This window comes from Fibrobacter sp. UWB13 (genome assembly GCF_900177805.1).
Taxonomy (GTDB): Bacteria; Fibrobacterota; Fibrobacteria; order Fibrobacterales; family Fibrobacteraceae; genus Fibrobacter.
Genome location: NZ_FXAX01000001.1, coordinates 2206976 through 2231811 on the forward strand (window position 1 = coordinate 2206976; position 24836 = coordinate 2231811).

23 protein-coding genes are annotated in these 24836 nt (G+C 47.6%); 7 read left to right on the forward strand and 16 right to left on the reverse strand.

The features are described 5' to 3' along the window. Positions 1-3 precede the first annotated feature (3 nt). Positions 4-1086, reverse strand: a complete 1083-nt coding sequence (locus tag B9Y77_RS09220) for an amino acid ABC transporter ATP-binding protein (RefSeq protein ID WP_085491326.1) — start codon at positions 1084-1086, stop codon at positions 4-6. Positions 1087-1339: 253 nt separating this feature from the next. On the opposite strand from B9Y77_RS09220, the gene B9Y77_RS09225 reads away from it, so the two are divergent. From B9Y77_RS09225 to B9Y77_RS09235, 3 genes are read left to right on the forward strand one after another with little or no spacing between them, the layout of a single operon-like run. Beyond that, a complete protein-coding gene (locus tag B9Y77_RS09225) occupies positions 1340-2428 on the forward strand; it encodes a S66 peptidase family protein (RefSeq protein WP_254899978.1) in 1089 nt (362 codons plus the stop codon). Positions 2429-2444: 16 nt separating this feature from the next. After that, positions 2445-3602: a beta-N-acetylhexosaminidase gene (gene nagZ / locus B9Y77_RS09230; RefSeq protein WP_085491327.1), complete on the forward strand. Its 1158-nt coding sequence runs from the start codon at positions 2445-2447 to the stop codon at positions 3600-3602. Positions 3603-3615: 13 nt separating this feature from the next. Beyond that, a complete protein-coding gene (locus B9Y77_RS09235; protein ID WP_085491328.1) occupies positions 3616-4122 on the forward strand; it encodes a hypothetical protein in 507 nt (168 codons plus the stop codon). 163 nt (positions 4123-4285) lie between these two features. Here the strand turns inward: B9Y77_RS09235 and B9Y77_RS09240 are convergent, their stop codons facing one another. The 4 genes from B9Y77_RS09240 to rpmH are packed head-to-tail and all read right to left on the reverse strand — an operon-like array spanning position 4286 to position 6900. Beyond that, complete coding sequence (locus tag B9Y77_RS09240; RefSeq protein WP_085491329.1) at positions 4286-6136, reverse strand: YidC/Oxa1 family insertase periplasmic-domain containing protein; 1851 nt, start codon at positions 6134-6136, stop codon at positions 4286-4288. After that, positions 6133-6384: a membrane protein insertion efficiency factor YidD gene (gene yidD, locus B9Y77_RS09245; protein ID WP_014546419.1), complete on the reverse strand. Its 252-nt coding sequence runs from the start codon at positions 6382-6384 to the stop codon at positions 6133-6135. The genes B9Y77_RS09240 and yidD overlap by 4 nt, the downstream gene beginning before the upstream one ends. Beyond that, the gene (locus B9Y77_RS09250) at positions 6368-6730 is read right to left on the reverse strand and encodes a ribonuclease P protein component (RefSeq protein ID WP_348536613.1); all 363 of its coding nucleotides are present in this window, start codon (positions 6728-6730) and stop codon (positions 6368-6370) included. The genes yidD and B9Y77_RS09250 overlap by 17 nt, the downstream gene beginning before the upstream one ends. Before the next feature lie 14 nt (positions 6731-6744). Then, the gene (gene rpmH, locus B9Y77_RS09255; RefSeq protein WP_014546417.1) at positions 6745-6900 is read right to left on the reverse strand and encodes a 50S ribosomal protein L34; all 156 of its coding nucleotides are present in this window, start codon (positions 6898-6900) and stop codon (positions 6745-6747) included. 330 nt (positions 6901-7230) lie between these two features. Here rpmH and B9Y77_RS09260 point away from each other — a divergent pair, with 330 nt between their 5' ends. From B9Y77_RS09260 to B9Y77_RS09275, 4 genes are read left to right on the forward strand one after another with little or no spacing between them, the layout of a single operon-like run. After that, positions 7231-7740 carry a DivIVA domain-containing protein gene (locus B9Y77_RS09260; protein ID WP_014546416.1) on the forward strand — a complete coding sequence of 170 codons (510 nt, stop codon included), beginning with the start codon at positions 7231-7233 and terminating at the stop codon, positions 7738-7740. A gap of 6 nt (positions 7741-7746) precedes the next feature. Further along, entirely contained in the window at positions 7747-7971 is a 225-nt protein-coding gene (locus B9Y77_RS09265) for a DUF167 domain-containing protein (protein ID WP_073423803.1), read from the forward strand. After that, a complete protein-coding gene (locus tag B9Y77_RS09270; RefSeq protein ID WP_073423804.1) occupies positions 7972-9543 on the forward strand; it encodes a diguanylate cyclase domain-containing protein in 1572 nt (523 codons plus the stop codon). Positions 9544-9549: 6 nt separating this feature from the next. Further along, complete coding sequence (locus B9Y77_RS09275) at positions 9550-11211, forward strand: sensor domain-containing diguanylate cyclase (RefSeq protein WP_085491330.1); 1662 nt, start codon at positions 9550-9552, stop codon at positions 11209-11211. A 71-nt stretch (positions 11212-11282) separates the two neighbouring features. Here B9Y77_RS09275 and B9Y77_RS09280 read toward each other — a convergent pair whose 3' ends face one another. The 11 genes from B9Y77_RS09280 to B9Y77_RS09330 all read right to left on the reverse strand — a co-directional run bounded on the left by B9Y77_RS09280 (position 11283) and on the right by B9Y77_RS09330 (position 24828). After that, the gene (locus B9Y77_RS09280; RefSeq protein WP_085491331.1) at positions 11283-12224 is read right to left on the reverse strand and encodes a helix-turn-helix domain-containing protein; all 942 of its coding nucleotides are present in this window, start codon (positions 12222-12224) and stop codon (positions 11283-11285) included. A gap of 123 nt (positions 12225-12347) precedes the next feature. After that, on the reverse strand, positions 12348-13571 hold the full coding sequence (locus tag B9Y77_RS09285; protein ID WP_085491332.1) for a DUF1302 family protein: 1224 nt from the start codon (positions 13569-13571) through the stop codon (positions 12348-12350). A gap of 115 nt (positions 13572-13686) precedes the next feature. Beyond that, positions 13687-14460, reverse strand: coding sequence for an outer membrane lipoprotein-sorting protein (locus B9Y77_RS09290; protein WP_085491333.1), 774 nt, complete (start codon positions 14458-14460; stop codon positions 13687-13689). A gap of 9 nt (positions 14461-14469) precedes the next feature. After that, positions 14470-16845, reverse strand: a complete 2376-nt coding sequence (locus B9Y77_RS09295; protein WP_085491334.1) for an efflux RND transporter permease subunit — start codon at positions 16843-16845, stop codon at positions 14470-14472. 4 nt (positions 16846-16849) lie between these two features. Beyond that, positions 16850-17242, reverse strand: a complete 393-nt coding sequence (locus B9Y77_RS09300; RefSeq protein ID WP_073423809.1) for an ExbD/TolR family protein — start codon at positions 17240-17242, stop codon at positions 16850-16852. Continuing rightward, entirely contained in the window at positions 17235-17801 is a 567-nt protein-coding gene (locus tag B9Y77_RS09305) for a MotA/TolQ/ExbB proton channel family protein (RefSeq protein ID WP_014546407.1), read from the reverse strand. The genes B9Y77_RS09300 and B9Y77_RS09305 overlap by 8 nt, the downstream gene beginning before the upstream one ends. Further along, on the reverse strand, positions 17801-18508 hold the full coding sequence (locus B9Y77_RS09310) for an energy transducer TonB (RefSeq protein WP_085491478.1): 708 nt from the start codon (positions 18506-18508) through the stop codon (positions 17801-17803). Before B9Y77_RS09310 ends, B9Y77_RS09305 begins: the two co-directional genes overlap by 1 nt. Before the next feature lie 225 nt (positions 18509-18733). Next, a complete protein-coding gene (locus B9Y77_RS09315; protein WP_085491335.1) occupies positions 18734-20080 on the reverse strand; it encodes a hypothetical protein in 1347 nt (448 codons plus the stop codon). Positions 20081-20139: 59 nt separating this feature from the next. Further along, complete coding sequence (locus B9Y77_RS09320) at positions 20140-22377, reverse strand: TonB-dependent receptor plug domain-containing protein (RefSeq protein WP_176221725.1); 2238 nt, start codon at positions 22375-22377, stop codon at positions 20140-20142. Between the two features lie 202 nt (positions 22378-22579). Continuing rightward, the gene (gene feoB / locus B9Y77_RS09325; protein WP_085491337.1) at positions 22580-24610 is read right to left on the reverse strand and encodes a ferrous iron transport protein B; all 2031 of its coding nucleotides are present in this window, start codon (positions 24608-24610) and stop codon (positions 22580-22582) included. Next, entirely contained in the window at positions 24607-24828 is a 222-nt protein-coding gene (locus B9Y77_RS09330; protein WP_014546404.1) for a FeoA family protein, read from the reverse strand. Before B9Y77_RS09330 ends, feoB begins: the two co-directional genes overlap by 4 nt. Between the last annotated feature and the right edge of the window lie 8 nt (positions 24829-24836).

The following is a 24836-nucleotide window of genomic DNA, read 5'->3' on the forward strand; positions in this document are numbered from 1 at the left end:
CTCCTACTTGACATGGAAATGAATGACGGTCAGGCCATTGACAACATTTTGTTCATAATGTTCTGTAGCCACATTAATCAATTGTCTTGAGATTTCGTCGCAGGCATCCAATGGATTCACGTTCGGTCCTGCGAATTCAAGCCGAATTTCTGCACGGCTGTTGTCTTCGGAATACTCCGCCATTAAACGGATATCCGTACCTTGCGGCAGTTTGGGAACAAGCCCAAGCATCACCATTTCGTCGAGAACATAGCTCACGTTTCGAACGGTCCGATTGTCCATCTGGTTCTTTTCAGCAAAGATCAGAAAGCGGTTCATGATTCCCATAAAATCAATATTTCCAACGACAAGATGTTCGTCAAACACTTTCAAATGCTTGATAAACAACCTCGTCTTTTCGCGCTGCGGATTTTCAAAAATCTGCTTCGGAGTCCCCTCTTCGTAAATCACGCCTTCGTCCATGTAGAACACGCGCGTCGAAATATCGCGGGCGAACTTCATCTCGTGCGTAACAATCATCATCGTGAGTCCCTGATTCGAAAGGCCCTTGATTACCGCAAGGACCTCCCCAATCATCGTCGGGTCCAAAGCGCTCGTCGGTTCATCTAGCAGTATAATTTCAGGGTCCATCGCTAGCGTACGTGCAATAGCGACACGCTGTTTTTGTCCGCCCGAAAGTTCCTCGGGTAAATTATCGGCCTTGTCCGCAAGCCCCACACGACGCAAAAGTTCCATCCCTTTTGCGCAGGCATCTTGCTTGGAACGGTGCAAAATATCCATCTGCGCGACCATGATATTTTCGATAATCGTCAGGTGGTTGAATAGGTTAAACGACTGGAAAACCATCCCCATCTTGCGACGAATCGCAGGTACATTCGCCCCATGTGCCGTAATCGACTTTCCGTCAATCAGTACCTCCCCCGAGGTCGGACGTTCCAAAAGATTTATACAACGCAATAACGTCGACTTACCCGTTCCCGATGGGCCTATAATCGACACAATATCGCCACGATTAATCTCGGCATTGATATCCTGAAGCGGAGTCGCATTCGGGTACACCTTTTTCAAATGACGAATCGAAATCATCAAAATACCCTTTTTCCCCTTAAAAAATGTGATATTTATCTATTTCCCCATTTAAATTATATCATTCCTTCCTAAAATGATACAAAAAGTTTACTTTTACATCAAAACATATATATATTAGACCATACAGAAGGGTTTTAAAAATTATCCAGAGGGGAGCTTTATGGATATTGGAAATATGTCGTCCTGCAACGTCAGGGGTTCTAGCCTGTCGAAAAAAACGATAGGATTAACAGCTGTATTATGTTTATCTATGATACTTGGTGGTTGCGGTGACGACAATTCTTCTAGCGCTTCTGTGAACTTGAAAAACGCACCGATTGCAGAAGGCACGGCGCCCGCATTCTTGAAAAAAGGCGACAAGATTGCGCTCCTTTCGCCCTCCTACACAACACCCGATTCCACAATCCAAAAGACCGCAGACGTCCTCGAGGACTGGGGATTCAAGCCCGTCATCGGTAAGAGCGTCGGCAAGGTTGAAGCAGGCAAGTTAGCAGGCACCGCCGAAGAACGCGCCGAAGATTTTGAAAACGCACTCAAGGACACAAGCATCAAGGCGATCCTTTGCAATCGCGGTGGCTACGGCACTATCCAGCTTGTCGATTTGATAGACCCGCAGCTCGTAAAAAAGAACCCGAAATGGGTTATCGGCTATAGCGATGTGACCACGTTACACGCCATGCAGACCAAAGCGGGCGTCATGAGCATCCACGGTACCATGAGTTCGAGCATCGCAAAAACCGAGGGCAAGGATGAAAATAGCACGCTCCTGCGCGACTTGCTCAAAGGCGAAGTCCCGACGTACAAAGTTCCTAAGCACAAATACAACCAGAAAGGCAAAGCCGAGGGTATTCTCGTAGGCGGCAACATGGCAACATTTGTGCCACTCATCGGCGCTAGCGACATCGACGTTTTCCAGAATGACGGCGTCATCCTCTTTATGGAAGAAATCGGCGAAAACTTGCGCAACATCGACCGCATGTTCCATTCCATTGAGCTTCACGGCGTGATGGAAAATGTAAGAGGCGTTATCCTTGGTGAATTTGTAAGCTCCGGAACAGACCTCGATTACGAAAGCACCGAAGCGATGCTCTCCAAGTATTTGAAGGAATACGACATTCCTGTGATTTGCGGATTTCCCGCCGGGCACGACGACATCAACGTACCGATCGTTATGGGATCCAAGGTGAAAATGGAAGTGACTAGCGACGGGGCTACAGTTTCCTTCGACATCAAGGGCGAAAAGAAAACAGTCGACACAGACAAGCTCACGACTCCACAATCGCTCCCCAAAGCATTGCTGAAAATGATGGCGGGCAAAACATTTGATGTTGAAGAATAATTTTTGAGGTATTTTTATGTTTTGCAAAAAGCATGTCATTGCGAATTTGCTTGGATGTACGGCGACAGCATTTTTCCTTACCGCGTGCGGTGACGATTCTTCGAGCGGGCCATCGTCTGAAGATTCCGCCATCCAGAAAATGTCCATCCGCGAAAAAGTCGGGCAGATGTTCTTTGTGCGCCCCGAAGCATTGGACACAAGCATCCATTGGAACGAATACGCTGAGCTCCCCGATTACAAGCTTGAGCAGGTCAACAAGACCATGTTAGCGGTTAATAAAGACTACCCTATCGGCGGAATGATTCTTTACGCACACAACATTGTAGATGAAACCCAGCTCAAAAAATTCATTGAAGAAATTAGAGAACTGAACGGCTCGCCGCTCCTTGCGATTGACGAAGAAGGCGGTCGCGTGGCGCGCATTGCCAACAACGAAAATTTCGATGTGCCTAAATACGAAAGCATGGCCGCCATCGCAGAAAGCGATGACCCGGAAGAGGCTTACAAAGCCGCATTTACCATCGGGACTTACGTCAAGAAATACGGTTTCGACATTGACTACGCTCCAGTCGCTGACGTGAACACGAATCCAGACAACATCGTTATCGGTCCGCGCGCGTTCTCGGACGACCCGGAAACCGCGGCCAAGTTTATAGTGAGCTATTTGAATGGTCTTGAATCCGCAGGCGTCATCGGCACACTCAAGCATTTCCCTGGGCATGGCGATGTAAGCACGGACACGCATTACGGCTACGCTTCAACGGACAAGACCTGGGATGAAATGCTCAAATGCGAAATGATCCCGTTCAAGGCGGGAATCAAGGCTGGCGCCCAAATGATTATGACAGCGCACATTGCAGCCCCGAAAGTATCCGGCGATGATTTACCGGCAACGTTATCATCGGTTATTTTGCAGGATAAGCTCCGCGGCGAGCTCGGTTTTGACGGAGTTATTGTGACCGACGCCATGGACATGGGCGCCATCACCAAGCAATTCAGCAATGCCGAAGCGGCGATTAAGTCCATCCAGGCTGGCGTCGATGTGGTGCTTTGTTCCAGAGAATTTACGCAGGTTTTCGATGCAGTTGTCAAAGCGGTCGAAAAAGGCGAAATCAAGGAATCGCGCATCGACGAAAGCGTCAAGCGAATTTTAAAACTAAAACAAAAAAACTAACAAGGAGTTGATTATGAATTTCAAAAACAAATACACTGCATTGATATTCGCGTCAATGTCCGTTTTCTATGCTTGCGGAGACGATTCTTCGAGCGAATCTTCAAGCAATGCCCCTGATACTAAAACAGATTTAGTATCCTGTTACGTCTACAATGTTGTCGATGAAGAAAATGACGAAATCGACGAATCCTGCGTCGAAGTCGAAAAAGGCTCTTCATTCGAAAAAAGCATCAAACAAATGTGCGACGATATAAACGCAGACATTATCGATGGTGCAAAAGACAAGGCTGAATACGGGGACGGGTGTAGTACAAAGAACGTTCTCTACTCTTGCGATGACGAAAATGCAAAGGAAAAATTCACCTACATCTATTACACGCTCGACGAAGACCGAAAAGCTTTAATCGTCAAAGGCAATGACAAAGCCACGTGTAAAAAGCTCATCGAATTCGAACAGCAGGAAATTGAAGACGATCCTTACGACTTCGAAGAATCTGACTCGAACCCAGATGATGAATAAAACGCTATGAAATACAAAAAGAAGCTGCGGGTGCGGCTTCTTTTTTAAATGGCGATCCCGTCCCCATACGCGGATCATGACCACGTAAGCGCTGAAGCGCTAAGTGGTCAAAGAAAACAAGTCCGGGATGACATCGCACGGCGGGAAAGCCCGCGCATTTCAATTACTTCACGATTTCAGCGTCCTTGACGTTCTTGCCCTTGAGCTTGGTAGAAGCTGCGGGCTTGTTGCCGTTAACCGGCGGGAACTTGCTGTAGATGTACTTGTACTGAGCAATGCTCCAGATGTTACCGATAATCCAGTAGAGCACGAGACCAGACGGCATCACGGCGCTGAACAAGAGCATCATGGCAGGCATCATCCACACCATCATCTTCTGCTGTGCAGGATCCATGCCGGCGTTGGAGCTCATCGTCACCTTGGTCTGGAAGTAGGTCGTTGCGACCATGAGCCACGGGAGGATGGCAAGACCAGACGGCATGATGATAGGAATGCTGATACCGTTCCAGACAACGTCACTGCGGCTGAGGTCAGAAATCCAAAGGAATGCCGGAGCGCCACGGAGTTCGATTGCACGGCCAAGCACAAAGAAGAGACCCATGAAAATCGGCATCTGGATGAGCATCGGGAGGCAGCCACCCGTGCAGCTTGCGAGCGGGTTGATGTTGTTCTTGCTGTAGAGTTCCATCATAGCGGCCTGCTTCTTCTGCGGGTCGGTACGGTACTTCACGTTGATTTCATCGAGCTGCGGCTTGAGAGCGGCCATGCCACGCGTAGACTTGATCTGCTTCACGGTGAACGGAGTCGTGATACCGCGAACGATGAGCGTCACGAGGATAATAGCAATACCGTAGTTCGGGATAATGCTGTAGAAGAGGTTCAAGAGCTTGAGAAGCATCTTGCAAATCCAGACGAACCAAACGTCTGCACCGCACCAGCTCCAACCACTCACGATAATCTTTTCGTAGTCCTTGTCGAGAGCAGAGAGTTCATCCCACTTGAGCGGGAGAATCATCAAGTCGTAGCTGAGGGACTGAGCGCCACGGAAATCGTCGGCAATCGTAAGCTTGTACGTACCCGGATCAACTTCGCTATCTTCGACCTTCATCGGCTTTGTCTTGAGCACAGCCGGAACAGCTTCATCGAACTGGACCGTCATGGCGACGTACTTGCGACGCAGCCCTGCCCAAACGACCTTGCCTTCAGTTGCATTGAAAGAAGCCTGTTCGCGCGGCATTTCGCGTTCCACAGAATAGCGGTCATTGAAAACGACTTCGCTGAAGTAGTAGGTGCCACCACCGCCGATGCCCATGATGCCCTTGGACTTCGGGATATCTTCCGTTTCCTTGAGACCGCCCTTCCATGCGAGTTCGTAGGCATTCGGCTGGAAGCCGATAAACTTGTTTTCTTGACGGACTGCCGGACCTTCCTTGGTGAAGCCATAAGAACGGATGACCTGGTTGCCGTTTGCGTCCTGGAATGCGAACTGTACCTTTGCGCTGTCGTTCACGACAATCTTTGCAGGCGTGTTGCCGAGTTCGAACATCGCTTCGCTCAAGTCTGCGTTGTCGAGCTTCAAGTCAAAGGCGCCAAGCGTCGTATCCTGGATGAGTTCCGGGAACTTGCCGGTAGAATCCGGAAGAGCCTTCACGATAACACTCTTGACCTTAGCACCCTTGTTGGTGAGGGTCATGATGAACTTGTCGGTTTCGACCGTCACGGAGCGTTCTGCAATTTCAGCCTTCGGAGCAACCGGAGCTGCGCTATCGTTTGCCACAGCCGGAGCGGCAGCGTTTTCAGAACCGCCCAAGACCGGTGCAGCCTTGATTTCTGGAGTCTTGCTCGGAATCACGAGCGACTTTGCAGAATCTGCAGCGACCTGCTTTTCGGTTTTAGCCTTAGCCTGTGCGGCACGGGCTGCAGCCTGCGCCTCGGCATTTGCATTATTGACAGCCATCCACCAAATCACGATGACCGCGATAAGGATGGAACCAATGAGTGTATTCTTGTTCATTTTTTATCCTTAGGGAGCGGAACGGGATCATATCCGCCCTTGCAGAAGGGGTTGCATCTTAAGACTCTAAAAACCGCAAGATAGAAACCTTTGATGGGCCCGTGGAGGCGTAAAGCTTCAATTGCGTAGTTTGAACACGTAGGCTGGAATCTACAGACCCCATGGAAAAAATAGGGGTGTACCAGTTGGTATAGACGGATGGGGGCAATCAAAGCCGCCACCAGAGCATTTTTAAGCTTCTGCCACATCCGGTTGCTTGTCCCATTCCATCTTGTGGAAAATTTTCTGGGCGGACTCGCGGAAACGTTCAGAGGACATTTCCTTGGAATTGTCGCTCACGATAATCATTGCCCAGACGGGCTTTTTGATATTCGGGACAATACCATAAAACAGTGGACGTAGAATCCTACGGCACTTATTGCGATACACGGCATTTCCGTTCTTCTTCTTGGCTAAGAAGCAGAAACGACAAAAACCGTCCGGAGCTTCAATCCATCGCATGCTAAAAGCAGGTGCGCGGAGGAACTTTCCTTGGACGGCTACTTGCCGGTAAGCGGGCTGATTGGGCAGCCGATAAGAACGCAGAGTGGCTATAAGCCAGCCCCGACTTACTTCTTATAGATTTCGTCGCTGACGGTGAGGACCTTACGGCCCTTAGCACGGCGACGGCTCAAGACAGCACGACCCCAACGGTCTTCCATACGGGCCATAAAACCGTGCTTGTTAACGCGCTTACGATTGTGAGGCTGGAATGTTCTTTTCATGATAAAAACCTTTCTATGAAAACAGAATTTTTTTGAGACTCAAATTTAGTAAAATGTCGGTATTTATCAAGGGGTTACAACCGACCTAAAGGGTAATTTTTCACCCTTAACGGGACTCAAACAAAAAGCATTCAGCAAAAGCACAACGTATTAACAATATATAAACAGATATTTTTTAGGGTGGTCAGTGGTCAATAGTCATTAGTCAGTAGCAGAATAACCAACAACCAGCAACTATTGACCAATAACTAATGACTAACAGCCAACAACCAACAATTCCTTTTATATCTTTTACTTATATAATAGAATATAGCGTAAAAGCAGGATTTTATGGAACTCACTCCGCTTGATATTAGAAACCAGACATTTCATAAGAAATCTTTTAAGGGGTACGATCCGGAAGAGGTGAAGGCTTTTCTGGAGACAACGGCGACCGCGTTTGAAAACATGTTCCGCGACCGCACGAACCTGACCGAACGCCTGAAAGTCGCCGAAGAGCGCGTGAACTACTACCGCCAAATCGAAAAGACGATTCAGGACGCCGTTGTGACGATGCAGCGTACGATTAACGAGGTGAAGGCATCCGCAGAGAAGGAGGCGGAAATCATCATCGCCGAAGCAAAGGCACGTGCCATGCGCGAAGTCGAAAGCATCAAGCGCGAAAGCGAAAACCTCCGCACCGAAATCGAGCAGCTCCGCCAGCTCCGCACCAATTACTTCATCCGCTGCCGTGCGCTCATCCATAGCCAGGACGAACTCCTCTCCGCGATGGAAAACGACCAGCAGAGAGAATTCGAGGCGCCAGCTACGATACAGAACGACGGCATCGCCCTTACCTAGTGCACCATGAGAATCAACATCAAGGTACACGCGCGCAGCAAGCGAGAGAGCGTCACACCTCAGCCCGACGGGAGCTACAAGGTTGAGGTCAAGGCGCCACCAGTCGACGGAGCTGCGAACGAGGCAATTTGCGAGCTGATAGCCGATTACTTCCACGTCCACAAACGAGATGTTTCGGTTGTCATGGGATCGACAAACAACAAAAAGGTCATCGAAATAATGGGGAAATAGATGAAACGTCGATTTAGGGCTACAATACAGACAAGAGTATTGATACTTGCACTTTCGGGACTTGTCCTCTGTGCATTTGCATTCGGAAAACTCTGCCTGCATACCACAGACAAAGTTGTCCACGAAAGTACCGAGAAGCACCTACACAATCTGACGAGCATTGAAACCATTAAAATCAACAACAGGCTAAAAAACGTCGAGCAGTACGTCAATACGTTGAACATCGCCGTGATGGGCATGCTCGACAGTCTCGAACAACTGACTGACTCTACACACCTCGAAGAATTTACCGAAAAGAGCCGCGAGCTCATCCGCCTGACCATCGGCAATACAGATAAAGCCGTTGCCGCCTATTTGCGATTCAACCCCAAGTTCACGCCCCCGACTTCGGGCATTTTCATGGCAAAGACCTCGCGGGACCACGAGCTCAAATTCCTCGAGCCGACCGATTTTTCAAAATACAATCCAGATGATATCGAGCATGTCGGCTGGTATTACGTTCCCATCAGGACAAAGCAGCCTACATGGATGATGCCCTACCTCAACAAGAACATCGGCATCTACATGATTTCGTACGTCATTCCTTTGTTTAAATTCAACACGGAAATTGGCGTTATCGGCGTCGATATTGACTTCGATTACCTCACCCGCGAAATAGCCGCCATCAAACTCTTCGACAACGACTACGCATACCTCGCCGACAAAAGCGGCAACATTCTTTTTCATCCTAGCATCCCGAATGGACACAAGTTCACATTACCCGAGAACAGCCTCCTCATACACAACAAGCTTGAGAACGGCATGGACTTGACATTCGTCATACCGAAATCTTCGATTACGGCAAACAGGGACAACCTTATCAAGAACCTGATTCTCATCACGATGCTTATTTTAGTAGCCTTCATTTTTGCATCGCTCATTTTTGCAAATTCAATTACGAAGTCGCTCAAGCAACTCACGGACTACGCCAACAGGCTCATCGACGGAACAATGAGCGCCACGCTAAACATTACCAGGAACGACGAAATCGGCGACCTCGCCAAGAGCTTTGTCAACGCAAAAGTTCGACTTGCAGAGACCATGGGACACATCAAGGGACTTGCATTCAGGGACCCGATTACCAGCGTCCGCAACCGCAACTCATTCGACCACTACATCAACGAATTCAGTATCAAGGCGTCTGCAGGCGAAATAAAAACTTACGGAATCCTCGTCGCAAGCGTAGACAATTTATTCAAAATCAAAAATAAATTTGGGAATTCGAGGGCAATCTCTTTGTTGCAGGCATCAAGCAAGATTATCTGCACAACGTTCGATCACAGCCCCGTATTCAGAGTCAACGAAGACGAATTTATAGTCATCCTCATGAACAACGACTTGAAGGACTGCGAACGTCTGCAAGCAAAACTGGAAGAAGGCGTAAAGAAAACAGCCTCGGCAGAAAACCCGTGGGATTGCGTCAAGATTTCTATTGGCACCGCAATTTGCGAAGACTCGCAGTCGTCTTCTTTGTCGGAACAGCTCGCCATTGCTGAGAAAAACATGTTGAAATACCGAAACGATATTGAGTAAATTATTATGAGACTTTCGATCCAATCTAAAATTTTGATTCTTTCGTTATCAAGTACGCTCATCGGAACGCTTTCGCTTGGCGTTCTCAGCACATTGTTCATCAGCCGAACGACCCAGCGCAATTCCATGCAGTACTTGAAAGACCAGGCGAACAGCGAAGCTGCCAAGCTGAACAATCTATTCGAATCCCACGAAAAATACACGATGGCGACCGCAGCGGGCATTTATTCGCAAATCAAGGACGATTCGACATTTTTGACAGACCCCAAGAATCTTTCCAGAAACATAGACGGCATTAGGGAACGTCTCAAATCCACCATTTATAATCTTTCAAGCACCAAAAGTGTATTTGTCAGATTTAATCCCGACATTACCCATTCTAACGAAGGCGTTTATCTCGTTCGCAATGCTCCCGACGGAATGTTCGAAAATCATGCGACGACAAACATCAAGCAATACAGCCCATCGGATGTAGAACATGTAGGATGGTACTATAAGCCCATTATGACCGGGAGCCCGGTCTGGCTTCCGCCTTATTACAACAAGAACATCAACGCATACATCATTTCTTACGTCATCCCGATGTTCTTAGATAATAAGGAAATTGGCGTCGCCGGCATCGATATCGATTTTGACCAGCTGACCAAACAGCTTTCGCAAGTACACTTTATGCAAAGCAGTTTTGCATTCCTAGAAGACGCGGAAGGCGCAGTCGTTTACCACCCGACACTCCCTAACGGGCTCACGTTCAAGCCGGAGGAAGACCAGATCGAGTTGTCAAATTCTCTTTACAACGGGATGAACCTGATTACGGTGGCACCGATTCTTGAAATCAACGCCCAACGCGATAAGCACATCAGACAAAGTATCATTTTCATTTTATTACTCCTTGGCTTTACAACTGCCATTACCATATTCTTCTCAAGGAGCATTACCAAGCCGCTCAAGGAGCTTACGACAGAAGCAAAGAAGATGATTACAGGCGACATGAACGCAGAATTCAACATTCGCCAGAACGATGAAATCGGAGAGCTCGCCAAGAGTTTTGCAGCGGCGAAATTCCACATCATCCAGCACATGAAGCAGATGCAGGGGCTAGCCTTCCAGGATTCGCTCACAGGCGTACGCAACAAGATGGCTTACGACAATTACATTGCCGAGCTCGAAAGCCGCATTGAAAGCGGCGAGGTAAAGTCGTACGGTATCGCCATCCTTGACACGAACAACCTCAAGGAAATCAACGACACATACGGTCACGAAAACGGAAACGCTTATCTCGTGAATTCTTGCAAGCTGATTTGCCAGATTTTCACACACAGCCCCGTCTTTAGAATTGGCGGTGACGAATTCCTAGTCGTCCTTACCGGCAGGGATTTAGACAACCACCACGAGCTTATGAGCCAGCTTAAAGAAAGCATGGACTTGACCAAGAACGCCTCGTTCCCGTGGAAGCAAATTTCGATTGCATGCGGTCTTGCAATAGCATCTTACGCCAAGGCAACGACAATCGCAGACACGTTCAACAAGGCAGACAAGAACATGTACATCAACAAGCGCGAAATCAAAATCGCAGAACACAGACCCCTCAGCCGCGACGAAGAAATGCACGAAGAGAAACACGCCGCAAACGAAGCCCAGGAACCGGGAACAACTGACGAAAACGCATAACGAGATGCGCTAACAAATCGCTGCGAGTGTTGCGGGATGCGCCGCAAAATATGCGCAAGAAGCGTCGCAGACTAGGTCTTGTTTTTGTATTCCTTGGGCGAGCAGCCAGTGTATTCCTTGAACGATTGCGCAAACTTGCTGGAGTTTGTATAGCCCACACGGCTTGCGACTTCAGCGACATTGAATTTGCCATCTAGCAAGAGCTGGGTGGCTTTTTTCATGCGGTACGTTTTAAGGTACGAATAAATGGAATCGCCGTACGCCAGCTTGAAATACTTTTTCATTTGCGTCGGGCTCATCTCGATTTGCTTGGAGAGCTGTTCAAGCGTCAAATGCTCTTCGACATTTTCGCGGAGGATTTCGCGCAGGAGTTCCATCTTGCTCTTGTACGCGCTCGGGATTTGCGCCGCCGTTTCGTACTTGGCTTCGGAATCAAGGCGGCTCAAGAAGAGGATGAGTTCGAGTACTTTGATTTTGAAATACGGCAAGCGGATGTTTTTCGGGAGCCTGTAGAGTTCCGAGAAAATGTGGCTCACGTGCTCGCTAGACGGGAGTTTCAGCGGGAGTGTAAGCGGCTGGATTTTTTCGATAAGAGCCGCAAAGTCAACACCGACCGCCTTGAACATGTTCATGAGTTCGCACTGGCAGCGTTCCATAGAAAACACGACAGAAATCCCGTGATAGCAATGCACCGGGAATTTGAACGTCTTGCTTGCCGGCATATTGTCGAGCAAAACGAGGCCATTCTCTTCCATGGATTTCGGCATGGATTCCGAATTCAGCCATTCTGCGCTGCCGTTATGGCAATGGAGCACAATCAAGTTCTTGCCTTGATTCTCAAAATTGAAGGTAAATTCCTTGAGATGGAAATTGCAGTAGAAGACTTGCAGCCCAGGCAATACGTTATATGTTAGAAGGTGTCCCGTCCCGGTTTTATTTTGCAACATATAATGGGAAAAGAAATCTGTATTCTGGATTTGAATCAGCTTCTTATCGGGTACGGGCTTTAACATAATCTCACTCTCTCAAAAATTAGACCGAACCAAGTATTTTAGTCAAAACCAATTTTATTAGGTTTATCTAACTTAGTCAAGTCTAAATTTAGGCAATTTTATTTAAAACGGCAAGTGACTTTTCTAGAAGAAATACTTACCTTTTACCCATATTTGCGTATTTTTCTTGTAAGTTTTAAACGTACCGCGCCTTCCGCCAAGCCAATCGCCGCCTAACGCAATCGTTATTTGGTCATTCAGCAGGTAATCTGCCGCCGGACGGATATAGAAACCGACATTGTCGACATCGTACATCCCGTAAACAGAAAGCTTGAGCGTATTGTTCAAGACTTCTTTGGAAATGCGCGCCGTAAGCATAGACGTATTCTGTTCCGTTCCTAGCACTTCGCGGTAATCCATGACCACCTTGTGCATGTACTGGAACATGAAAGTCCAGTTATCACCCGCATACCAGTCAATACCGAGTAATGCGTTGAACGTCTTTCGCAGCCAGTAATCGCGAGAATTTTTCAAGGCAATGGGCTCGCCAAAGTACGCAGCCACCTCGCCACGAATCACAATTTCGCCCACCGGGATCGAGACATCGCCACCGACAACATTCATCGGCTCGTAGATGCCCTTAATCACGGCAGATTTCGTTTCCGGATCGAAGCTCGCAATCGTGACAGGCGACTTGTTGAAAGTTCGTAACGCGGTAAGCGAGAAGTCGAGATTTTCAAGGAAGAATCGCAAGCGGCCACCCACTTCGCTGTTCTTGAGGCGCTTTTCGGGAGTACCGCTCAAATCCATGCTCGTATTCGCAGGTAACGGCATGGTCCACGGATTGTCTTTACCCGAGGGCATCACAAAATACTCCGGAACCGGCACAAAGACGAGTTCGGCGGAGAAGCTTTCGCCAGGATACTTGAGGTTGATGGCGTTCACCGGCACACGAATGTCGTCGTAATCGTTCGCCATGAATTCCGTGTAGTCCATAGGCGAAATCAAGTCCGTAAGGCGGAGCCCATCGGCAACGCCCCACGTGATAATTTGACGGCCCACCTTGACTTCAAGGTATTTGCCGGCGTAGTCGAAATACGCTTCGCGAAGGAACGCACCCGACTGGTCTTTGATGAGGCTGTTGTACGCGAGATTGACACTCGAGAAAAGCGAAGCCTCGCCGTAATTCGCCCGCATTTCAAGACGGAGGCGCGTCCGCGAAGACATAATCTTATGCGGATGTTCCACCTGCAGCGCGTGATACGAATCCACAAAGCCGTTCAGCTGCAGAGAAAGCTCGTCTTCCTGGGCGTGCGCGGACAAGGCGAACGCTGCGGACAATAACGCGAAAACCGTTTTTTTAAACATTTTTCCTCCTTAATGGGAGATGCCCGCGCAATGGCGGGCATGACAATCATACATTCACTGGATCCTATCGGGGCATCGCCCCTCCAGGATGACACAGGACTGTACAGCCTACTAACTACAACCCACGTTCCAACTTGTTCACAGAGAAGATCTTGGAATCGAGCTGAATGTTGTATTTCGGATCGAGGAAAAGGAGTTCTGTAGAATGTCCCGTCTGCACGTTCTTCATTTCCATCTTGCCGACCGTCCAAAAACCGTCAACCTTCTTGATATCCGAAGAAACCATCTGACGATGGAGCTTGCCGAGCTTGTCGTAGAATTCGACCTTGGCGACGACATCGCAACCCTTGCGGATCCAGACGAGCTTCTTGGAGAAAATTTCGCCTTCCTTCTTGGGAGTCGATTCGACGACGTAGTAATCGAAACCGTCTGCCGATTCTTCGCGCAAGAGCTTGTGCGTATCTTCATCGACATTGCGCTTGCCGATATCATCGTATGTGAAGTCGGAGCCCATGAAGTAATCGGTCTTGGAGCTCTTTCCGCTGATGCGGCGGGTCTTCTTCAAAGCCGGGAGATAGAGCCACTTGTCGTCTTCCTTATTAACGTCATCGTAGTTCACGGTCAAGAAACCCGTGCCTTTCACGTCGTTCGGATAAAGGAAAAACATGATGGTTTTCGTGTCCTCGCCCACGTCCATGGCGTAAGAGGTAATCTTACGGACGCGAGTGTTACCGCTCTTGTTCACGAGCTTCATTTCCATCGAGGAAGAACGCGTATCGCCATCCGGGCGGTTCTTGACCTTGACCATAATGTCACGGGCATTCGTTTGAGCCATAGACATTGCACTGAGAGCGACAACGAGCGTCGCAGCCATTTTTGAAATTTTCATAAGATCCTCCTATTTTCCGAAAATTTTAAACTTCTTGATCAAAAGCGGTGTCACGAACAGGTCGGCAAGCAAAGCCGAGACAAGGCCCACAAACACCACAAAGCCAAAGTTGAACATCTGCGTGGCCTGCGAAGTCGTAAAGCCCGCAAATGTCGCCACCATGATAATCGTTGTCATCACAAGAGCAGGTCCTGCAGCGCGGAACACCTTGAGAATGGAATCCTTGTAGTCCTTGCAACGGTCAAATTCCACATGGCCATGGTTGATGAAATGGATCGTATCGTCTACGGAAAGGCCGATGATTATTGGGATAAGCGTTGCCGTCATCATGTCGAGCGGGATGTCGCTAAAGCCGAGATAGCCACCCACGAAAATACCCGGAGCGATGTTCGGGATCATGCCGATGAGACCCGTGCGGACGCTGCCGAAGACAATCATCAAGAGCACCGCCACAATCACGACAGAGATGAGGAAGGATGTCATCTGGCCTACTTCCAAATACTGCTGCATAGCGGTAAACTGCGGCAAGTTACCCACAGCCGTCACCTTTGCATTCGGATAAAGTTCGCGTGCGAAATTCTGCAAGTCCTCGATTTCCTTCTGGAGTTCGTTGGAGTTGTAGCTAGAGATTTCGACCATCAAGCGGAGCTTCTTGTAATCGTAATCCATCCAGTAGCTTGCTTCGGAACCACCGGCATTTTCGTACAGGAGCAAGAGCTGAGCCACCTGTTCTTCCGTTTCCGGGATGGCGTACATTTCTTGGCGATTTTCGTTCAAGGTGCGATCCAAATCCTTCAGGATGTCGAGAATGGAAGTGGAGCGCTTTGTCAGCGGATACTTTTGGGCGTGATCCTGTAACTGTTCCAGCTTCTTGAGATTATCGACTTCCTTAGCCTTATCGTTTTCGCCAAAGTCAATCACCAAGTCGTAAGAGTAGAAGCTACCGATTTCAGATTCGGCAACGTAGAGCATCTTGTTCACGTATTCGACCTTGCGGCCCATCGTGCGTTCCACGTCGAAAGCGGGTTCCATCTTGGTGACGCCGTAAATCGAAATTGCGGTAATCACAGCAAAGATGATCGCAATCGGCTTTCCATGAGTCAGAACAAACTGGCCGAGATTATTGAGGATGAGGCCCATACGCGTATCGCCCTTCTCAAGCACCTTGGCGTTCGGCTTCTTGTCCTTGCCAAAGCTCAAGAGAATCGGCGAAACCGTAAGAGCCACAAGGAGAATGAAGCCAACAGCGATAGAAGAGAGGATGCCCACGGAGCGGATAGGCTTAAGCATCACCGACAGGAACGACAGAAGTGCCACAATTGTTGTGAGTCCCGAGAACAGCACTGACCAGCCGGTTTCTTTCATGGCGTAAAGCACAGATTCCTTGCGCTTACCCGTGAGCATCATATTCTTGCGGAAGAAAGAATGGATATGAATGTTATACGCAATGGAGACGGCAAACGCCAAGATGACAGGCACCATGATGTTGGTCGCATCCATGTAAAGTCCGAGATAGCCGACCAAGCCAAAAGTCATGATGACCCCTGCGAACGTGGTAATCAGCGGAGAAACGATTCCGCGGAGCGAACGCGTCACAAGGAACATCACGATGATGGAGCAAAGAACCGTAATGAGGAAAATACGGCTCATTTCTTCGCCGATGTACTTGAGCTTCTGATGGCTCAAGTAAGGCATACCCGTTGCAAGAGGGTGCAGCGGAGCGTACTTTTCCTTGGCGATGATTTCAGAGGTTTCGCGGCCCGTCTTCATGTCCGGAGCTTCGGCTTTAACGCCCTTCGCTTCGCCTTCAGCCTTCCACACGGAATCTTCCGGGAACGGGCGGAGCTTTACGTTAATGAAGGCCTGCTTGCGGTCTTTAGAGATGAGCTTTTTTGCAAGCTCCGGCTTTGCTGCAAGGCGCTTTTCGATTTCGGCAAGGCCCGCTGCATCTGTCGGGATTTCTTCCGGCACAATCTGCACGATTTCCATGCCTTCGTCCGTGCCAAGCATGTATTCCAAATCGACAATCGATGTTGCCTTGCCGTCAGAATACGAGAGGCTATCGCGCAGTTCGTTCGAAAGTTCACGCAACAGCTTCAAGTTTTCCGGCGTCAAAACGGACTGTTCCGTTTCGACCATCACACCCACGAAATAGTCGTTGCCGAACGTTTCCTTGAACTTGTCCGTTTCGACAAGCATCGGGTCGCCTTCGATAAAGTAACTATCCCAAGAAGATTCGACGTAAATCTTTTTCATGCCCACGATAGAAATCGCTAGCAAGGCGATAAACGAAACGAGAAGCAAGGCCCTGTGCGAAATCAGGAACCTTGCGAAGTTTTCAAATTTTTCGTTTACCTTTTCGATATTTATTCGAATACGTGACATCTTCTCACTCCTTTTTTAATTCATTGACGAATTGTATGTTGTAAATCTTTTCCATCTGGAGAACATCCAAGACTTCTGCGACTTTTTCGTAAGGAGTCTTTTTGTCGATTTTCAAGGCCACTGGAGCTTTCTTGTTCTGCACGGCAGCACTCTTGTTCTTCAAAATTTCAACTGTCGCCAATTCACCGTTGATGGCTATTTCCGATTCTGAAAGTTCTATAAAGAATCCTTCAGAAACTTCCTGCTTGACTTCGCTCGAAGTCTCGGGCAATAAAAGTTTGAGGACGGATTTGTCCTGCTTAAAGACAGACGTCACCAAGAAAAAGACAAGCAACAAAAATACGCAGTCAATTAAGGGCGTCATGTCCAGCGATATGCGACGACGTCTTTTAGCCATTGCGAGACTCCGTTCTCTTTGCGTCACGTTCCTGCAAAGTCTTACCCAAGTGCAAAAGTACCTGGTTTTCGACTTCGTCCTGTTCCTGCTCCATGCGGGCGTTCAGGTAGTTGAACGCAATCACGTGCGGGATAGCGACCACAAGCCCAAGGACCGTTGTCACGAGAGCAAACTTAATGCCCGTCGCAAAAGCGGATGGATCATCAAGGCCAGAGGCCGCTATCACCGTAAATGCGTTGAAAATGCCCACCACCGTACCGAGGAGGCCAAGCATTGGAGAAATCGATGCGATATTTTCGACGGTCGTAAGGCCCTTCGTGAGCGGAGAGAAGGCAAGGCCGATTTCGGTGCGGATGCTTTCTGTAATGATGTGATGGTCGGTATTGCAAGTCACCACACGATGAATAACCTTATCTGTCAAACGCGGCTGAACCGTTTTATTAAAGACAATTAGCGAAATCACCTTCCAGATAATGATGGCGTAACCGATAAAGTTCAGTGCAACCAGGATGTAGCCGATGTAACCGCCCTGTTTGACAAAGTCGAGAATGAAGTTCATTACGATCTCCCTGCATTAAGTTTGTACTGGATTGGAATTTCGATTCTCCAGCGTTCTTTTTCTAAAAGTTTTGGAATAGGTTGAAATTTTTCCATCTTCGCCACAGCTTCCAAGGCGCTATTGTCCAAGGAAGAATAGCGGCTCGATTCTGAGACTTCAATCTGTTCAATCTTGCCATCGGCGAGGATGGTAAACCGCACACGTACCGTGCCTTCCTGCTTTAGGCGCTTCGCCGTCGCAGGGTAATCCTTGATCTGTTCCAGTTGCTTTTTGAGCGAGCGCAAGTACGTGCGGGTCACCATTTTTATAGAGTCTGCCGAAGGTTTGGGCGGTTCCTTGACCACAGGGGGCGCAGGAGGCGCTTCGACAACAGGTTCCGCAACTGCGACTGGTGCCGTTTCTGTTACCGGTTCCGGGATTGGTTCCGGTTCAGGAGGCTGTTCTTCGACCGGTTTTTCTACGACCTTCGGGATAATTTTAGCACGAACGACCTTTTTCACGACCGGAGGCGCTTCTGGAGGCGGAGGGGGCGCGATATAGACCTTTTCCGCATGCATTACGGGGCTATCAGGGCGTTGCGTCGAGATTTCTTGTTTCTTGAAATACGGGTTTAAAAGTGTGGCGATATGGATAAGGATTGCAACGGCAAGCCCTATATAGAAGGCCTTGTTAAAAGACAAAGCTGAATAGATTCGTTTCTGAGTCATTTGAACCACACAATTGGACGGACAAAAATAAATCAGAACACCCCTATATTCTACTCTAAACGGTTTAAAAAAGCTCCAATTAGACTAGGGTAACATTTTTAAAATTTTGAACAAAGCGAGATAAAAAAAATATGACGCACCGCATGAATCAACAATTGGCACGCCATACTTTTTCTTCTATGGGAGTCTGGATCAGAAGAGTAGGAGTCTTAAATCCTAAATTAATTAGTCCTTAATCGGAACGATGTAGTAAGCAGTTCCCGTCTTAACGCTCATTTCCTTTTTGACCTTGCCAGAAGCAATGTCGTAGCGGTAGATGGCACCACCCTTGCTGTCAGCATGGCCAAGCAAAACGCTCTTGCCATCGGCATCCAAGTGGATAGACGGAGCAAACCACGGAATCGTCGGGCTCAAGTCAAGCTTCTTGATGGTCTTCTTGTAAACATCAACCACCACAAAGTACCATTCATAGTTATTGAAGTTCGTCGGATCTTCAAAGTTACCAAAGAAACCCATGAACTTACCGTCACCCATATAGGTTCCGCCAACCATCAAATGATTGTCGTTCGTCTTCTTGCCATCGTATTCAGCTTCATTCATGCGGAAAATCCAATCCTTGTCAAATTCGGATTCACCCTTCTTAATGCGCACCCAACCTTCCTTATAGCCTTCAACAAAGCCGTAAGAAGCATTGGAATAGAAGTAGACATCGCCCTTTTCATCAACAAAAGAAGCCGTGCCATTCATATCGTCCATGCCACCGACAGCAGAGACCTTGTCACTATAGACAACTTTCTCAACCTTGTCGGTCTTGGTGTTAATAATAGCGACGGATGCACGCGGGCCAGCAATCATGTTTGTAAAATCAACAAACTGGTTCAAGCAAACATACATCTTGTCACCGCTAATCACAGCAGAACCCGGAACCGTGCTCAAAGCACCATTTTCTTCATCGATGTAGCTAGAAAGGTCAATATTTGCAGTTTCCTTGAGAGTCGTCGGATCCAAAGCGGTAATCACGTCACCCAAAGCCTGTTCAACATACATCTTATTCTTGTCTACAAACTTCATTGCAATAGACTGCGTTCCCGTAAACTTAGCCGTAGCAGTAGCCTTGTCAGCCATCTTGCCATCCTTAACTTCATAGCGGGAAAGAGTGCTGTTCATGGCATTGTCAGCAGCGAGCACATAGACAGAGCCATTGAAATACATGACAGAACCAGAATTCGTTGCTTCGACAAAATTCTTGACAACCTTGGACTGGTCATCAGAAAGCGAAGCAATACCCACATACTGAGACGTTTCCATCATAAAAGAAAGAACGTACTTCTGATCTTCAGATTTCTTTTCTTCTTTAGAGGAGCTGCTAGACTTAGCCGAAGAGGAGCTCTTTGCAGACGAAGAAGAACTCTTGTTTTCTTTCTTGACAGAAGAAGAACTCTTTGCTGTCTTTTCTGAAGACGAAGAGCTTTTCGGTTCATCAGCTGGAGCATTGGATCCAGAATCATCGCCGCAACCAGCAAGCATCAGGCCGAGTGCTGCTGTAAGAATAAGGGACTTGTAGGATTTCATTTTTATTCCTTTTTGTTATTTGTTAAATCTTTCGTCTTGTCATGCCTGCGGGCATTTCTTTAAAGCGAGAACTTCACCTTCGTCGCAAAAGCGCGACCTGGCTTAGATTCTCCGTACTTGTCATAGACAAGTTCATCCGTAAAATTCTTGACTTCAAAACTCCAAGAGAGCTTATTTGCCATAATGGAGTATTCAACACCTAAATCTTGCGAGAACGAACTCGGGATCGTGCGATCTTGTTTTGCCGAAACTTTCCAGCCGTAATAATATTCATCCGTATAATTTGCAAACCAATAAAGCTTGAAGAAGTCATCGCGGAAGAACAAATCACCAATATGGAATTCTGCACCAAAATTCATATAGAACGTCGGCGTATTCGGAACAGTAAGACCTTTCGCAATACCAAACGACATATCCGCTTCGCGGCTTTCTGCATCCTGCTTTGTCAAGTTAAACGAGAGCGCAACATATTCGTTCACATCAATCGCAGCGTCAATTTCAAATCCTGAAGTTATCGTACCGACGCTATTGTAGTACGGGCGCGGAATAGAGGCATAATTATTCCAATAAATGCGATCTTCCATCAGCAAGTAGAACCAGTTGAATTCCAAATGCATTTTAAGCAAAAGAGGAATCTTATCCAAATCAAGTTCTGCACCGGCAGTAAAATTATCCGATTTTTCAGGTTTCAAATTCGGAGCACACTGCACATACATTCCATCGCCAAAAATTTCTTCACGAGTCGGGAAACGCAAGCTATGCTGGTATCCACCTTTAATCGCAAACGGTTCAAAAATCTTGATACGTAAGTTTTCGCTATAGCCAACATCCTTATTTGTGGCATCGTCATCCGTTAAACGTTTCAGTTTTCCGTCAACATTATCGGCAGTAATGGAGTAATAATACACCTTAAATCCCGCCACATTCTGGATTCGCTTATTCCAGAAATTATTTTCAGAAGAAAGACCAACCACCAACGAATTGCTATTTCCAGGGAATCCCGCATTATTCAGGAGTTGTCCCTTAGCCGCCAACTTGTCTTTCGGTTCCTGTGATTCATAGCGATAAAGTCCGCTAAGCAAAAGAGAATGATCATCATTGAAATCGTAACCGATATTCCAAGGCATCGTCAACGTATAATTTTTGCGTTCAACATAAGTTGCACTGCCCATGGACATTTCACCGGAAGAACGTTTCATCTCCTTGTAATTACTCTTATCCCATCCAAAGTAATACACATGGCTTGTGTCAACGACACGATCCTTGCTGTAATTAAAATTCACAGACAATCCAGCAGAAAGACCCTTCACAAAAAGATCTTTCTTCTCAAGCCCTAAAGAAACGCCATAGCCCCATGCCTCAGCAAACGCATCTTCAACACGATGCGCCGTTGACTGAATTTCTTTATTCATTCCACCAAAGCTTGCGCCCAACGAAATACGGTCAAACCAAAAACGGTTCAAGTTCACAAACGGAGCAATGCTATAGCTGTAATAACGATCGTGTTCACGCGTCACCGTCGCATCCATATACGGCGTGGTAAATTCATAATCGTTATCGGAATAGTTGTAATAAGCCGAAATGCCCGTTTCTACAGAGCGCTGATTTGCAGAATCGACCGCCCAAACATATTTCGCATCCAACGAAGCCTTGTGCGTATTGAAACTTTCAAAGGAATATGACCCAGCAATGGAACTTTCGGGCAAGTTATGCGTCACGATATTGATGACGCCGCCCATGCCATCCGTCGCAAAGCGTTCCGGCACATAGCTCTTGTAAACTTCAATGCGATCAATTTTATCTATCGGGATATCATTTACAGATAGGCTTCCGTTACCATTATCGACAGGCACGCCATCGACAAGGACTTTTACGTTTTTGCCTTCCATGCCGCGAATATTGATTTTACTTTCGCTGCCAAGACCACCTGATTGACGAACCTTCACGCCACTTGAGCGATTTGTTGCATCGGCAATTGTTGCACTGGAGCCTTGCAATTCCTTTGCATCCAAAACTTTGACGGATTCCGCTTTCGTTTTTGTATCGACAGGAGTAGCTTCCGCTTCGCTTTCATCTTCGACAGACAAGCCGTCAAGAACCGTAACATCAGAGGGCTTTGAGGAATTCTTGGAAGGCGTTTCTGCAGCAATTTCAGATTTTACAGCAGTTGGAGCAGATTCTTCGTTTATTGCCGCGGGTTCATCAAAAAATGCATCATCATAGCTTGTAACTTCATCGTTCTGCGCAAAAACACAAGCAGAACACAACGCAACAGAGAACGCAATTTTCTTTTTCATTTTTGAATGCCCCAATTCCAACATGGACGAGTAAAAATAAATTAAGCCCCTATAAAGGTTCTACTCTAAATAGTTTTAAAACAATCCGATTAGACAAAGCTAATTTCTCGTCATTCTGAGCGCAGCGATATAAAACAAGTATGGCGCACCGTTCGGCACGCCATACCCGCTTCTATTGTAGTCTGGGTTTTTCGAAGAAGTCCTAAAGCACACACAGCGCAATGTGGTAAACGATAAACGCCAAACCAAGCGAAATCGCAAAGTAATAACCCGCAATTGCAAGCATCCACTTAAGGGAATGCGTTTCACGATACGTTGTACCCATCGCAAGTACACAAGGGATATTGAACATGGATGCAAAAATAAATGCAAGAGCTTCCGGGATGGTCACCACGGCACGCATCATTTCGCCAAGATTTGCACCCGCCTCATTTCGGGCAACAAGCGAGAACGCATCCGTTGTACTCGAGAAGACAACGCTCATCACGCCAAGCGACGCTTCCTTGCTAAAGATTCCGCCGATATACGAAATAAACAGTTGCCAGCGCATACCGAAAATCTGCGTAAACGGTTCAATCGCATTGCCAATGGTGTAAAGCACGCTATGTTCCACATTTCCATCTTTCGAATATGAAATAAGCCAGAACAAAAGGGACACAAACCAAATGACCGCAATCGCCTTCTTGAAAACCGCCCAGACATTGCGAGCAACCGTCTTGAGCAAAATTTTCCAATGTGGCTTGTGGTACGGCGGGAGTTCCATAATCATGCCCACGCGTTCATTCACCGGCATCAGCTTGTTTCCGAAAAGTTTAGACGAGAGCCAGAACGATGCAAAAATCATCGCTACATAAACCAAGCCAAACAGCGGAGCCGCCGAGCCAAAGAAAACGGAAGCAAGGAAAAGCACTACGGCAACTTTTGAGCCGCACGGAATCGACCACAGAAGCACCATCGCAAACAAGCGCTGTCCACGTGTATCTAGCACGCGCGTACCGCAAACGGCGCCGCCCGTGCAAGCAAGCCCAGAGAACAGCGGCATAAATGCCTTGCCATGCAAACCAAGCCTTGAAAGCCACGAGTCAAACACATACGAAGATCTCGCCAAGTAGCCAGTATCTTCCATCAAGCCAAATGTCACGAGAATCGCAAAGACAAAGCTCATCATGGCGACAGTCACGGAAAGCCCGCCAATGATAACGCCATTGATGAACGATGCTACAGATGGCCACCAGCCAAACTTTTCGCACATTTGAACCACAAGCGGTTCTGCAACATGCTGGAGTCCAAAGCAGCTTGCAATAATCGGGACTGCGATCATCATGCTCACCGCAAGCGTAAGCACGAGAATAAAGAACGCGACAATTTTACCCCAGATGCGGTGTGTCGCAATTTTATCAAAGCGAGAAAGCTTCATCGACTTTTCTTCGCCTTCAGACGCATCACGGAGAACTTCAGAGACAAAGCGGTACTTCGCTTCACCCGTCAAAAGTCCGCCATCAGAACCTTCAGCATCAAGAATTTCCTTGATTTGCTTCCAATGTTCCGGAGTCACCGCCGTTTCGACTTCCGAACGCACAAGCGAATCATTTTCCAAAAGCTTTGATGCAACCCAGAATCTTTCGCGATTGTCAAATTTTAGAGATGCAATCAAATCTTCAAGCTTTTTCAGATTTTCAACACGCGACTTTTCGCCTTCGCGTTCAACAATATCACGAATTTTATCCGACGAAATCGTCGCCTTCTTTTCAAGCGCACGATTCAGCGTTTCAAAGAATTTCGGATAGTCGTCCAGATTTGCCGCCGTAAAGCCAAGCACCGGAATGTTCAAAAGCTTTTCGATTTTCTGGACGTCAATCTTTTTGCCCTTCTGCTCGGCAACATCCATCATGTTGAGCACAAGCATCACCGGGCTTTTCACGCCCGCAAAATCTGCAAGCATGTAAAGGCTGCGTTCCAGCTGCGAAGCGTCAACGATAATGCAGACAATGTCGGCATAACCGTGTTCAATGTAAGTGCGCGTTACAACTTCTTCGGCAGAGTTTGCCGTAAGCCCATAGCTACCCGGCAAATCAACAACGCGATAAAGCTCTTCGCCTTGCGTGAAAAAGCCTTCCGCCCTTTCCACCGTTTTTCCGGGCCAGTTACCGACATGCTGATGCGAGCCCGTCAATGCATTAAAAAGAGTGGACTTGCCGGAATTCGGCTGTCCCAGCAAAGCAATCGTTCTCATGCCATCTCCACATCAATCTGCATGCATTCCTTGCGGTTAATCGCAATCATCGTATCGTGCGAATACACGAGAACCGGAGAGCGACCATCATTTTGCAGCACCAAGAACGGACTGCTCGGCGGAAGCCCCATCGAAACCACGCGAGAAATAAAGCGGGAATCCCCGTTAATCTTTTGAATCAAACCCTTTTGATTTTCCTGTAATTCAGACAAACACATTCTTACAA